Below are 13541 nucleotides of genomic sequence, written 5' to 3'. Positions count from 1 at the left end.
TCGCAATAATCGCAATTGGCCTATATATTTTGTGAACAAGAATAGGTTCACTAACAACGTCAGTTGGCTAGGTGACCCTCGGCTTAAGAAGGGTCAATATATACATTGCAGTTAGTGTGCCAACTTTTAAAACCACGTAAAACGGCAGTTTTATAGCAATCTGGTGCGTATTTGAGCGTTTAATTTGCGTTTTTGAAATACCCAATTGCAAAATGCAATTGCGATTTGCAACTTTAGAGTGTTTATTCGTTTTTCGGGTTTGTGTTCTTTCTGGCGACGAATGGTGAAATAAACAAAAAGCCCGTGCGATCTAAGAGCGCACGGGCTTGGGTATTGTTTCACCAATAGGAAGTATTAGATGGAGTAGAAGAAGTACAGTTGAGACTTCATTCTAATGATGATCCCGCGTATTACGTCTAGGAACGCCATAAAGCTGATAGGCTTCTCACCGCTTACCCACGCTAATCCGACAGAGCCAACAGGAATATCGTAACCCTCTGCCTCATCGATTTTTAAACGAACAAAGTGGTGCTTGTTCTGAAGGTTTTTGCCTGTGGTAACACGAACCTGCTCATCGATACCCAGCAAACTTGCTTGCGCTTCACCAGTGGCTTCTACAATGCCTTCTACGGTTGCAGAGAACACTTTTCCTGGGTATACCGCTGTCGCAAATTCCGCAGGTTGACCGACCTTAATATTACGAATCGCTTGGTGGTTAACTCGCATCAGCACGTACTTCTCTTCGGTATACATCTGGATACGAGGCATCATTGAAACACGCTGACCTTCACGAAGAATAAAGTTCGTTACAAAGCCGTCAGTCGGTGCCGTGACTTTGGTGCTGTTCAAGTCCCATTGTGCTTGTGCCAGTGTTGCCTTTGCTGAATCGACCTCAGTTTGCTTCTTGCTCACATTGGTTTCAGCTTTGTGGATGTTCAACTTCGCATTCTCGGCATCGACTTCTTTCTTGCTAAGCTGAGATTCCAATGTCGTAACGTTATACGTCGCTAAGTCTACCTTTGCTGTTTGTTGGTCGATGTCAGTTTCAGTGATCGTATGTTCTACCACTTTGTTTTGCTTCTGGTAACGATCAAGCGTCTTTGACTGCAGTACTAAGTCTGTTTTAGCCGAATCTATTTGTGCGACTGAAGCTTTGATGTCTTCAAGCGCCGATTGATAGCTGACTTTTGCAATGCTCACTTCTTGACGAGCTGTGTCTAAAGCGACCTCTGCAGACTCAAGTTGAACGCTGGCTTTGTCTCTTGCGATGACATATTTAGTGTCATCAATTTCGTAAATTAGCTGTCCTTCAGTCACATCCTGGTTTGGGTCGATGTGGACTTTGGAAGTTTTTCCCGACACATTAGTTGAATCGGGACGCAGCTGAATATGTGGAGACTGAACCACTGAGCCTCCCGATAGATCCATCGGAGTAAAATTGAGTAGGCCAACCCATACAAACAGCAACCAAGATGTACCCCCTAGGTACGCAAACGCCTTGGTGCCTTTGTTCCAAGGCATACCAACAAGTCTGAGTAAGTAAATGAACAGTGCCCAAATTGCCAAGCCTTCTAACATGTTTGGCTCTCCTCATCTTGCTTGTCGGAAGTTGTTTGCTCCTTGGTTGTGGTCGGTGACTTCCATGTGTCTCTTAGATTGATGATGGCTTTTTCCATATCAACGAAGGCCAAAATTACTGCTAGTACCCATACCCAGTGCCATACAAAACCAATCCATGTTAATGCGGTGATCAAACCGAGTTGTTGATGCTCTTTACTGTGAGCCTTGTTGATTGGTAATTCATGCACACGCCAGAAGCCGTAACATGCAGCAGCGATGGTTGCGACTAACACTACGCCTGCAACTACGTGTAGTGCGGTATCTGCGCCGGTTCCGACAAATGGGACACTAACTAAACTCATTGATATACCCTAGGTTAAATTGAGCACCGAGTGTTATTGATATCAGATTTAGAAGTTGATAATTTACCAATTACTTTAATAATGATGTCATTATGATTTGATCTGTAATAGTGACTTCTAAGTATGGTGGCTAATGAACAATTGTAACTTCTTAAGAGCATTGGGTATTTTGGGTATTTACCAATACGCAACGACTAATAAGGCTGTGAATACTGAGCAATTAGGTATTCCTAAATCGGTGTTTAATAACCCGATGAACCTTATCCCCGTAAGTGAAGTGGACAAATGGTATGGCTTACTTGAACAACAAACCGGTGATTCCGATATTATCTTGAAGCTGGCTGATAGAGTGGATATTGAAAGGCTAGGTCCTCTCTCTAACTGGTTTTTCTCGGGGCACGATCTGGCGTCGTCTATACGCCGAGTTAACATCGGGTTGCACTGTTTGCAGTCCGGGGCTTTTCTATATGGCGCTCAAGTCGGTAATTTCATCAAATGGTGCTACGACAATCCTGCTTATACTGAGGTGGGTAAAGTTCATGACTCAATTCGAGTTGCCATCTTTATGATGAAGATATTAAGGCGTTACTTGGGAGACGACTTTACTCCCGCAGCCGTCTCTATCGCAGGTTATCGCGAGAACACTCAACTCTATCAAGAGTATTTTGGGTGCAATATTCAGTGGGGCCAGCCACGAACTGAAATCTGGATACCAAGCCAGTCGAGGTTATCGAGCAATCAAGCCCCTTCTAGCGGCAAGATGAGCTTGGCAATGAACTTTCATGACTTAGATAATTACCTCAACATGCCTGATGCCGCGGATGAGCATAAGGTGACCTATGAGATGATCAATTACAGTCGCCATTTCGGCCTGCCAACACTGCATAAAGTGTCGAGTTTGCTTGGGTTATCTGAACAGCAATTTCAACGTCGATTGCATAACTTAGGCATCAACTTTTCTACCATTATGGGCTATGCGTTAAGTAATGTGGCGGTGGAGTTGTTGATGTATTCAGTGCCAATAGATAAAGTCGCGACGAGGCTCGGCTATACCAATGTCGCGAGCTTTAATCGGATGTTTAAGAAACATCGAGGTTTGACACCCAAGCAATATGTTGAGCGCCTAAAAACTGGCCTGTAACTATTCAGAGCTAACTTATGGTTCGTTTATGGATCAGGCTGGACAAGTAAACCATCCCCCAAGTACTCAAAATGAAAGGGGCGGTGAGTGGTAACAGTGACAGTTCATGAAAACCAAGTGTGATGAGACAGCTTAACAGCATGCCTAATAGGATTAACGGCCAACGGATTCGCGGATAGGGCACAAGTGCTAAAGTGGCAAGAATGGCGTTGTACCCGTAAAGACCTTGGGCTACCAGTTCGTTAGAAGCGCCAATCGACCCGCTAAATACGGTGCTAATTATTACTGCGAGCATAACCCAAATGGCATGCTTGATATTGTTGAGTGCGATGGCGACTAAGATAACGAGCCCCGACAACGCATTTTCGATGAAGCTGACTTGGCTTATCCCTTTTAACAACGGGATCACCACTGTCGGCAGGTTGAACCACGAGTTAGCCTCAATACTGATGAGTGGCATCAGTGCGGAATCAGGTGCAGAAAACGCTGACAGCTCAAAGGTTGATTGGATAATATAAATCAGCCAAGTGGTGAGGATAAAGGCGCTAGTGTAACCGCGATATTTCTCAAAACTGAATACGATGTGGGCAATCGGCACCGTGAGTAACGCACCTAACGCAGTCACTAAAGCCAATAATGGTGTCACACCAAAAAAGTTACCGATAAATAAACCAATCAAAGCGCCATTTAGCGCGTACATTCCACTATCAATGTCGTCAACTGACTTGTTGGTGTTGGTGTACATATAGCCATAGAAAGCTAATGCATAGCTGCAACTGGCGCCAAGTAAGGTAAGAAAAGCCAGCGCCAGTGACTCAATAGAAATGGCAAGCAACAGCAAAGTCGACGTCATGATAGACGGTGTGAAATAGACTTGCCCAATGCCATTGAGCAAGCCTTGAAACGGCAGAATATCCTTGTTCGTTTTCATCGTCTGATTACATTATTGAGTCATGTTAAATTTTTGTAATTCAGATTGTATACAATTTTATCAAGTTCACCATCTTCGAGTGTTAATTCTGATACCAGCGTTCACCATAAGCTTGTTGGTAATCTGGTGTTTCAATGATGCCTTCTTGTTCTGGAACGGTTTCTAACGGCCCAACAACAGTTCTATAGGGTAATACGCCAGCCCAAACTGGAATGTCCATATCGGCTTTATCATCATTCACTCCATGTTTACCAATCTTCACGGAAGCTTCTGTTAAAGGTATCGCCAACAACTCGGTCGCAGTGAGTTCTTTTTCATTACTGAGCCTCACTTCATCGGTTCTGCCCGGTGCGATTTGCTCAATAAAGATATTCAACAAGCGATCCTTTTCTTGATTGTCATCGATGACTGAAAATGACCCCAATACCACAGCAGAACGATAATGCGCACTATGATGAAATGCCGAACGAGCCAGCACCCAACCATCGAACAAGGTGAACGTTAAACAGGTTGGTTCTCCCTTTTTTAGTCCTTTTAGTAGGCGACTGTTTTTAGCTCCATGAATGTAGACTATATCACCCACTCGCCACGCGAGCATCGGGATGACCATTGGTCCTTGTTCGCCCTGCAATGCAATGTGTGCGATTAAGCTCTCATCAATAATTTGGTGCAGTTTCTCTTGTTCAAATACGGCTTTGTGAGCCCCTTTTTTAATCGTGGTTCTTTTCGTGTTAGATAACATAATCGCTCCTTAATCATTGCCTTTTGATTAATGTAGCGATTAACTGGTCTATTAAATAGAGCCACTTTTAAACACTATTTGGATCCAGTTATGCAGCCTATCGATGTCGGTGATCTACAGTTAGACGAACAACACGGCACGCGTCAAACCGCCTTGTTCCACGCGATAAGAGAGAAGATCGTTCAAGATTTATGGAGCAAGGGCAGTAAGTTACCTTCAACACGTAAGTTGGCTGTCGAGTTATCGGTGAGTCGAAATACGGTGATTTATGCGTACGAACAACTGGTTACTGAAGGCTATATCGAGAGTAAGCAAGGCTCAGGGTTTTATGTCTCGGTTGAACAACCAGAACACTTTCTAAGTTTGTCTAAGCCAAACAGTGTTCAGGATCCGAAGGTCAAACAAACAGTCAGTAAACCGAGTACAAACATAGCGACACCTAACGACATTAACCGCAGCTTTGCCCCAGGAGTTCCTGACTTAGATGCGTTCCCTTTTGCGAAATGGCAGAGGTTGCTGCAACGTCACTCTACACGTCAGAACATTGCGGGCAATCAAGAGGTTCAGGGAAGCTCAGCCTTGAGGGAAGCGTTGAGTGGGTATCTTGCAAGCAGTCGTTCCGTTCATTGTAATGCCGACAGAATCATCATCACCGCAGGTGCGCAGCAAGCCATCTCAATCGGATTAATGGCAACGTTAGCGATGGGCGACAAAATCCTCGTGGAGGAACCCGGTTATCGACAAGTACATAAAATTATCGATCTGTTGAGACTAGAGTTAGAAGGTGTAAGTGTGCGTGAAAAGGTGGGGTTGGATATTGAGAAAGTGTTGGCCAGTAATGCTAAGGCTCTGTATGTCACACCGAGTAACCAATACCCAATGGGCACGACTTTAAATACTGAGCAACGCCTTAAACTGATCGACTGGGCCAATCAACATCAGTCATGGATCATTGAAGATGACTATGACAGTGAGTTCCAGTTTGCTCATCGCCCTTACACCAGTATGCAAGGCTTAGCGGGTAAACTCGGGTTTGATGAACGAATCATTTATGTTGGTTCGCTGAGTAAAGTCATGTTCAACGGACTCCGCTTAGGTTACTTAGTGGTGCCAGAAAGTCTGGTGGCGAAGTGTCTTGAGATCAAAGACGCGCTCACTGGAGACACGGCGTCCCACACACAGGAAGCTTTGGCGGATTTTGTTCGAGAAGGCGACTTGCTGCGTCATATTAGAAAGATGCGTCGGTCATACAAACTCAAGTATGAAGCGATGATAGAAGCGATTGAAAGCGAGTTTAACGGTGATCTTGAAGTGATCAGTCAGGCGGCAGGGCTACATGTGACCGTGAAGTGGTATCAAGGTATATCTGAACATGAGTGGAGCCGACGAGCTGATCTTCAAAATATCATCATTCGTCCGTTTGATTTTTATGAGTACGGTTCGAGTGATGCTCGTGATTGGAGTGGGGCGGTGCTAGGGTTTGGAAATATCCGTCTGGCTGAGATAAAGCCGAAGATCAAACAGATCGCTCGGCTTTTTTATCAGTGATATTGGTAGGTATCGTTTACAGCTTGTCGATTCATCATTTATCGAGTTACAACTTGTCGATAGAGACGGTGGGTTTACCTTTACCTAGCCACTTCCGCCAAGGGAGTGACAATGTCACAAAAACAGTCACAGCATAGAGCATCGACCAACTTAAACAGATAAACACCAAGGTACAGATGACCAATGAAAGCATGGCAGTGTATCTAGATGCGCCTGTTAGTAATCGGCAAGCGGCTAACATTGCGAGCAGATAAACCAGAACAAAAATACCGTTGGCGAGCTTGAGAAAGAACTCAAGGTCTAAATTAGACAGCTCACCAATCACACACGAAATAAGCACGACAAAGCCAATTGCTAACGTTGGGTAGAGCGGTACGCCGCGGCTGTTCAGTTGAGCCATTCGACTTGCAGGGCTGTGTTGGCGGGCCTGAGCCCAGATCATCCGAGACAGGCTTTGTGTGTAAAGGTTTAGGCTGGCAAAGCAAGCAAAGAACCCCAGCACGCTGATGACGGTTTTGAAGCCATTACCAAACAGTTGTTCTGTTACCCAAGGGATGGATGCGGCATCGAATTCAGATGAACCGAAAGCACCCAGCTTAAGAATCACTACTGAACAAGCCCAGTACACTAGCCCCGCAACAAAACAGCCTGCAATGATTGCGATTGGGAAGTCACGTTGTGGATTTTTGAATTCCTCTCCCATGTGAGCAAAAGCTTCTATTCCGACAAAGCACCAAAACATGACAGCTAAAGCAGCGCCGATAGACCACATTGAATTGGATGAGATGGCAGGAAGAGCAACATCGGTTGCCGTGATGTCGGCTTTCCAAACAAAAGCGCTGACTAAGGCAAAAATCGACAATGCGATCACGGTTTGCAGTCGGCCAGAAGATTTACTGCCCATCAAATTGACGGCAATAAGCAGGGCGACGGTAAAGGATTGAGCACCAAGTGGTGTATCGAGAGGTGCGGGTAACAATTGTTGAGCAAAACCACCAGCCAGTGCAATGGCCGCTGGAATACCGACAGGAATAACACTCACAAACAACCACGCCACGCTTGTTTCTAATCGCTCGCTAAACGCCTGGCGCACAAAATAGGCAGTACCACCTGCATTCGGGTAGCGTTTTCCTAATGATGCGAAGGTCAGTGCAATCGGGCAAATAGCGATAAACAGGATTAACCAAGCGAGAAGAGACAACTGTCCTGCAATGCCTGCTGCGATCGCAGGGATCATAAATAATCCAGTGCCTAGCAAGGTCGTCGAGAGTTGTCCGATTCCTGAAATAAGCGTGATTTCTTGTTTGAGTTGTGTCATTCGCTCTCCTAGCTATTTGATTCTGGTCACGGTCTTCCAGTAACTTTCTTCTGGTGTGTGAGAAGTTATGATTGAGAGCATACATTGTTGACATCAATAATACAGCTAGCGAAACGTCGTAAGACACCGTCATTTTAACGGTATTAATCCGATTCAGTGTGAAAGTGTCGGCTGTCAGAATGGCTGTTATAAGTAGGAAAGTTGTGTCAAATTAGGCGTTATAAATAGAACAATAAATGAAAAGAATCAGAAGCATGGATAAATTTGATCGCCAGATTTTGGATATTCTCAAAACCAATGCACGATGCTCAGTGAGCGATATCGCCCGAGATGTCAGCCTCTCGCGCTCAGCGGTGAACGCCAGAATCAAGAAACTGGAAAGCGACAAAGTGATTACGGGCTACTGCGCTCAAGTGGCAGAACCCAACCAAACGAAGAATGTGTGCGCTTATATCTTGTTGAAGTTCGACATGTCGAGTAGTGACCATAGTTGTGAGTCTTACGCGAAACAAATCCAGAGTATTGATGAGGTGCAATGGTGCCACTCTATTAGCGGTGAGACAGATATGATGTTGTACGTGGAAGTGGAAAGCATGGAGAGCTTGAACCGAGTTCGCGATCATCTGCAAAGTTACCCGGATCTTCGCCACTTAATGACTCATACGGTTTTGACCGAGTTTTTCAACAAACAGAATGCGACGGTGCATTCATGTTAGGCAATATCAACTTAAACCTACTGCGTTCACTGCATGTACTTCTTGAAGAGTGTCATGTGAGCCGTGCCGCCCAACGTTTGCATATCACACAATCCGCGGTGAGCCGTCAGCTCAGCCAGTTACGTGATTTGTGTGGCGACCCTTTGCTGGTCCGTGACGGCAACAAACTGGTGCCGACCAACCGTGCATTGCTACTCAAAGGTAAACTCGACGACCTGCTTGGCGAGTTTGACCACCTGTTAGATGATAAACCCTTCGAGCCGCAAGACTGGCAGGGTGAATTGGTGTTGTCTTCGAGTGATTATGTCGCTCAGTATATTCTTCCTGTGATTGTGGCAGAGGTGTCTGCTGAAGCGCCGAACATTAATTTGGCTTATCGATTGTGGCAGCCAAACTACCTTGAAGCACTGAACGAGTCTGGGATTCATTTGGCTTCCAGTATGTTTCCCACAAAGCCAGAACATGTCTCAAGTATCAAACTTGGTGAAGATAAGTCGGTGTGTTTGATGCGAAAGTCGCACCCGCTGGCTCAACAAGCGGTTTTGAGTGCAGAAGATATTGTTCACTACTCTCACATCAAAGTGACGGGTGGTGGAGATAAAGACAGTTACGCGGACATAGCATTGAAGAAGCAAGGGCTGAAGCGAAGAGTGGCTTTACAGGTTCCGTTCTTTTCATCTGCTGGTACTGTGTTATTGCAAGACGACTATCTGATGATCGTGCCAGAACATATCGCCTATAACCTAGGTCGACACCTCGATACTACCTACTTTTCGTTGCCATTTGATACGGAAATGCATACCTATTGGTTAATGTGGCATCCTAAATATGACAACGACTCTGCCCACAAATGGGCGCGAGAAAAAGCATTCCAAGCCATGCAAAAGTCGAGTTACAATATCAGTATGACTTGAAATCATAGGTGTGATGATAATCTTTGATTTCAAATAATACCTCCTGCGAATTATGGTAAGTGCCAAGTATTGAGTATTAAGCGTAGAGCGTTCAGCTGGAACGCTTTATTTTATTAGGAATGGAATGATGACAGTAACAATTTGGTTTTCTTTATTAGCGATTTGCTTGTTGGGTGCAATGTCTCCGGGCCCAAGCTTGGCGATGATCGCTAAACACAGTTTGGCTGGTGGCCGTATGAACGGGCTTATCGCAGCTTGGTCACACGCTGCTGGTATCGGTATTTATGCGTTCGCAACCATTGTTGGTTTAGCCGTTGTGCTTGAGCAATCCCCAATGTTATTTAAAGGTATTAGCTTAGCGGGGGCTGCTTATCTGCTTTATCTTGGCGTTAATGCGTTACGTTCGAAAGGTGGTGTTGCCGCGAAATTAGAAGCGGGTGAAAAGATGAGTTACATGCAGTCTGCTCGTGAGGCTTTCTTGATCTCTATCTTGAGCCCAAAGATCGCATTGTTCTTCATCGCTCTGTTTAGCCAATTTGTAGCGCTAGGTAATGAACTGACCAATCAAGTGATTATTGTCTCAACGCCGCTGATTGTCGACGGCCTTTGGTACACCTTTATCACCTTGGTACTGTCTAGCCCGTTGATTGTTGAACGTATTCGCTCGAAAGCTCAGTTGATTGATCGACTATCTGGCGTGGTGCTGATCCTGCTTGCTGTTCGCGTGGTGTGGATGATTTAGTTATCACTAGACCTTAAAATCTAAAACGGCTCACAAGAGATTATCTTGTGAGCCGTTTCTGTTTGTACTTATCTAAACGCTAAACGCTAAACGCTAACAGTTAACCGCTAAAAGAAGTTAGCCTGCTGAGTTTAGAACCGAGTCTAATTCTTTCATTGAATCAGCAAAGTAAGGGTTATAGGTCAAACGTGCATGGTTTTTTCCATCTTCACGATATCCCCATGCTGAGTACCAAACTTCACTTGTCGCGTTGCACTGTTCTTCAAAACCTTCCTCTTGACCATTGGAGCAGATCTTCTCACTACCATTAATGCCGTAATACGGGTTGCTTGGTGAAAATAGTAAACCCATGTGAGAACCGTTCGAGATGCGTTGCTCCGGGAGCTTCATGCTGTACTGAACCGCTCGCGGATCATCGAGTGTCGTCTCACCTTGCCAGATCAACACATTGTTTGGGTTGGGCATCGATTCAGTAAACGCTTGTTGAACGAAACTGGTGTCAATCACGCTATCGCCTTCACTCATCATAATAAACACCGGTTTATCGAAGTGCTTATCTTGTAAGTCATCTCGCACGACTTCTGATGTCTCGTAGTAAACCGAGGCACCGTTCATTGGCAATGAGTTGTAACGCAAAACATTGTCTTCAGGATCTTGATCAGCCCAAGTGAAAAAGTAGCTTGCGAGCCCTGCGTATTGAACGGCAGACGAGCTTGGTTGAAATGCAGGAGAGAACAGCAGTAATCCGGAGATCTTTGGATCGTTCATCGCTTGCGAAGTGACGAGATTTGCGCCTGTTGAATAGCCACCAAGCCAAACAGAATCATACTCTTGCTCAAGTAACTTGGTATGGTGAGCGACCACACCTTGCCAATCTTCTAAGCTCGGTTGCATTAGGTCACCCACACGACTGCCGTGACCCGGAAGCAATACAGTTCTCACTAAGTAACCCTGCTCAGCCAAATGGGTAGCGATGTCTTTAAACGAATAGGGTGAATCACCTAATCCATGGACCAATAACACTGCCTTGCCGTTAGGTTCGGTAGGTTTGTATTCAGTCGGGGAGTTCAGTTGAATCTCAAGCTGCTTGTCTTTTGTCATGAACACGCGGTTTTTCAGCAGCCAATCTTGGGTGTCATTGACGTAGGCATCAAAGCTATCTTGCTGATAGCTAGGCAAGTCTGGAGATGTTTCGTAAGCGGGTATAGTTGTCTCGTTGGAACAACCAACGAGACTTAAAGTCGTTAAGGCGAGCAGCGTTAGAATGGTATTTCTATGCATTTTTTAATGTTGTCTCTGTTGTGCTTTCACTATGTTTGAAACTTAAGTTTAGATTACTTTTTGCTTGAAAGGTCTTCGTATTCACCTTCAATAACACCGGCATCATTGGTTGATGACTGACGAGTGTTCATATGAGCTGCGAAACCTTGTTTCTTCATTTGATTCTGAATGCGCTTGCCAGTAATTAAAGCTGCGATAGCCAAAGGAATAGCAAGAATCAAGCTTGTGAATAGCGCCAAAAGGCCAGTAAACAATGCAACAATCGTAACTAATATATTTTTCATATTCATTCCTCTTTTTCTATGTTGTTACTATATCGCTTCTATTCTGAACGAAACATGAACACCACCAAATAATTCTAGAGAGTCACTATGACACAGGTGTGTGTGGATTGAGAGTATATATGTAGTCATAATCACGCACTAAAATAAGGGAATAAAGCCAAATCCAATAAAATCAATGGGTTAAAAGTTGGCACGGTTGATGCTCTATAGGGTTTGGAATAAGTCACTGTAAGCAAAGTACTTACAGTTAACTAAAATATTACTGGAGCCCTTATGTTCTGTATTCAATGTGAACAAACAATTCAAACCCCAACTGTAAAAGGCTGTTCTTTCGCACAAGGTATGTGTGGTAAAACATCGGAAGTATCCGACCTTCAAGACGTGTTGGTGCATTCTCTTCAAGGTGTTTCTTTCTGGGCCAATTTAGGCCGCGCTTGCGATGTTATTGATACTGAAATTGACGAATGGGCACCAAAAGCGTTCTTCGCAACACTGACTAACGTTAACTTCGACCCTGCTCGTATTATCGAGTTCGCACAACAATCTCACGAGTTTAAGCAGCGTTTAGAGCAACAGGTACGTGCGGCTGCTACGTTGATCGGTTTTGAAATCCCAGCACTTTCGGCTGCTGCGCAATTCGCTCTTCCTACAGATTCTTCAGAGCTATTGGCGCTTGCCCCTCAAGCTGCGGTAAACCGTGGTCACGACTCTCAACATGAAGACGTGATTGGTCTTCGCCTTCTTTGCCTATACGGTCTAAAAGGTGCGGCAGCCTACATGGAGCATGCTCGTGTTCTTGGTCAAACTGACAATGCTATCTTTGCTGAATACCATGAAATCATGGCATTCCTTGGTACAGACCCATCTGACCTAAAACAACTGCTAGATACGTCTATGCAGATTGGCTTGATGAACTACAAAGTCATGGAAATGCTGGATAAAGGTGAGACAGATACATTTGGTCACCCTCAACCAACAACTGTGAACGTGAAGACTAAGAAAGGCCACTGTATTCTTGTTTCTGGTCACGACTTACATGATCTAGAAAAGATCCTTCAACAAACTGAAGGCAAGGGCATCAACGTTTACACTAACGGTGAGATGCTACCTGCACACGGTTACCCTGAACTGAACAAGTACCCACACCTTGCGGGTAACTACGGCAGCGCTTGGCAGAACCAGCAAAAAGAATTCGCTAACTTCCCTGGTGCCATCGTAATGACATCTAACTGCCTGCTTAACCCTGATGTAGGTTCTTACGCAGACCGTCTATTTACACGTAGCATCGTAGGCTGGCCGGGTGTTGATCACCTTGAAGGCGACGATTTCAGCGCAGTAATCGACTGTGCTCTTGCGCAAGAAGGCTTCAAACACGACGAGATCGAGCAAATGATCACTGTCGGTTTTGGTCGTAACGCACTGATGGAAGCGGCTCCGGCGGTTATCGAGCAAGTAAAAGAAGGCAACATCAAACACTTCTTCCTAGTCGGTGGTTGTGACGGTGACAAATCTGAACGTAGCTACTACACAGACTTCACAGCTCAAGCGCCAGAAGATTCAGTAATTCTGACACTTGCATGTGGTAAATTCCGTTTCAACAAAAACCAATTCGGCGACATTAACGGTATCCCACGTCTGTTAGATGTTGGCCAATGTAACGATGCTTACTCTGCGATTCAGCTTGCTATCGCACTGTCTCAAGAGTTTGATTGTGGTATCAACGAACTTCCGTTAACGCTGGTTCTATCTTGGTTCGAGCAAAAAGCGATCGTTATCCTGCTTACCCTGTTCGCTCTTGGTGTGAAAGGTATTTACACGGGCCCAACAGCGCCAGCTTTCCTAACAGAAAACCTATTAAAGATTATGCAAGACGAGTTCGATATGCGTTCTATCTCAACGCCAGAGCAAGATCTTAAAACAATCTTAGCGGCTTAATTTAAGCCAGCTCTAAGCCCCGTTGTTGTGACGTTTTTCTAAAACAGACGACGGCGGGGCTTTTTCG

General features: G+C 45.0%; 13 protein-coding genes. 6 read left to right on the top strand and 7 right to left on the bottom strand.

Annotated features, from left to right (window positions below; genetic code table 11):
• Positions 1-354: 354 nt before the first annotated feature.
• Together AB4249_RS12165 and AB4249_RS12160 are read right to left on the bottom strand one after the other, a co-directional pair.
• Positions 355-1578: an HlyD family secretion protein gene (locus AB4249_RS12165; protein WP_017066494.1), complete on the bottom strand. Its 1224-nt coding sequence runs from the start codon at positions 1576-1578 to the stop codon at positions 355-357.
• Positions 1572-1922 carry an MFS transporter gene (locus AB4249_RS12160; RefSeq protein WP_017066493.1) on the bottom strand — a complete coding sequence of 117 codons (351 nt, stop codon included), beginning with the start codon at positions 1920-1922 and terminating at the stop codon, positions 1572-1574. The genes AB4249_RS12165 and AB4249_RS12160 overlap by 7 nt, the downstream gene beginning before the upstream one ends.
• A gap of 133 nt (positions 1923-2055) precedes the next feature.
• Here AB4249_RS12160 and AB4249_RS12155 point away from each other — a divergent pair, with 133 nt between their 5' ends.
• Positions 2056-3063 carry an AraC family transcriptional regulator gene (locus AB4249_RS12155; RefSeq protein WP_017061786.1) on the top strand — a complete coding sequence of 336 codons (1008 nt, stop codon included), beginning with the start codon at positions 2056-2058 and terminating at the stop codon, positions 3061-3063.
• 10 nt (positions 3064-3073) lie between these two features.
• On the opposite strand, the gene AB4249_RS12150 is transcribed toward AB4249_RS12155, so the two are convergent.
• A complete protein-coding gene (locus AB4249_RS12150) occupies positions 3074-3994 on the bottom strand; it encodes an urea transporter (protein WP_372103336.1) in 921 nt (306 codons plus the stop codon).
• A gap of 82 nt (positions 3995-4076) precedes the next feature.
• Entirely contained in the window at positions 4077-4736 is a 660-nt protein-coding gene (locus AB4249_RS12145; protein WP_017061784.1) for a pyridoxamine 5'-phosphate oxidase family protein, read from the bottom strand.
• Positions 4737-4826: 90 nt separating this feature from the next.
• Here AB4249_RS12145 and AB4249_RS12140 point away from each other — a divergent pair, with 90 nt between their 5' ends.
• Positions 4827-6284, top strand: coding sequence for a PLP-dependent aminotransferase family protein (locus AB4249_RS12140; protein WP_372103333.1), 1458 nt, complete (start codon positions 4827-4829; stop codon positions 6282-6284).
• A gap of 46 nt (positions 6285-6330) precedes the next feature.
• Here the strand turns inward: AB4249_RS12140 and yjeH are convergent, their stop codons facing one another.
• A complete protein-coding gene (gene yjeH / locus AB4249_RS12135) occupies positions 6331-7602 on the bottom strand; it encodes an L-methionine/branched-chain amino acid transporter (protein WP_017066490.1) in 1272 nt (423 codons plus the stop codon).
• Between the two features lie 254 nt (positions 7603-7856).
• On the opposite strand from yjeH, the gene AB4249_RS12130 reads away from it, so the two are divergent.
• From AB4249_RS12130 to AB4249_RS12120, 3 genes are all read left to right on the top strand, one after another.
• A complete protein-coding gene (locus tag AB4249_RS12130; protein WP_372103330.1) occupies positions 7857-8318 on the top strand; it encodes an Lrp/AsnC family transcriptional regulator in 462 nt (153 codons plus the stop codon).
• Positions 8312-9232, top strand: a complete 921-nt coding sequence (locus tag AB4249_RS12125; protein WP_017061780.1) for a LysR family transcriptional regulator — start codon at positions 8312-8314, stop codon at positions 9230-9232. Before AB4249_RS12130 ends, AB4249_RS12125 begins: the two co-directional genes overlap by 7 nt.
• A 127-nt stretch (positions 9233-9359) precedes the next feature.
• A complete protein-coding gene (locus tag AB4249_RS12120; RefSeq protein ID WP_050052408.1) occupies positions 9360-9974 on the top strand; it encodes a LysE family translocator in 615 nt (204 codons plus the stop codon).
• A 117-nt stretch (positions 9975-10091) separates the two neighbouring features.
• Here AB4249_RS12120 and AB4249_RS12115 read toward each other — a convergent pair whose 3' ends face one another.
• Together AB4249_RS12115 and AB4249_RS12110 are read right to left on the bottom strand one after the other, a co-directional pair.
• The gene (locus AB4249_RS12115; RefSeq protein ID WP_372103327.1) at positions 10092-11255 is read right to left on the bottom strand and encodes an alpha/beta hydrolase; all 1164 of its coding nucleotides are present in this window, start codon (positions 11253-11255) and stop codon (positions 10092-10094) included.
• Positions 11256-11308: 53 nt separating this feature from the next.
• A complete protein-coding gene (locus AB4249_RS12110) occupies positions 11309-11539 on the bottom strand; it encodes a hypothetical protein (RefSeq protein WP_017061777.1) in 231 nt (76 codons plus the stop codon).
• Between the two features lie 273 nt (positions 11540-11812).
• On the opposite strand from AB4249_RS12110, the gene hcp reads away from it, so the two are divergent.
• Complete coding sequence (hcp, locus tag AB4249_RS12105; RefSeq protein WP_102555904.1) at positions 11813-13474, top strand: hydroxylamine reductase; 1662 nt, start codon at positions 11813-11815, stop codon at positions 13472-13474.
• Positions 13475-13541: the final 67 nt, after the last annotated feature.

The organism is Vibrio sp. 10N.261.55.F4 (genome assembly GCF_041470465.1).
Lineage (GTDB): Bacteria > Pseudomonadota > Gammaproteobacteria > Enterobacterales > Vibrionaceae > Vibrio > Vibrio crassostreae_C.
Note: the sequence above shows the minus strand (reverse complement) of the source record. Positions and strands in the feature narration are given on the sequence as shown.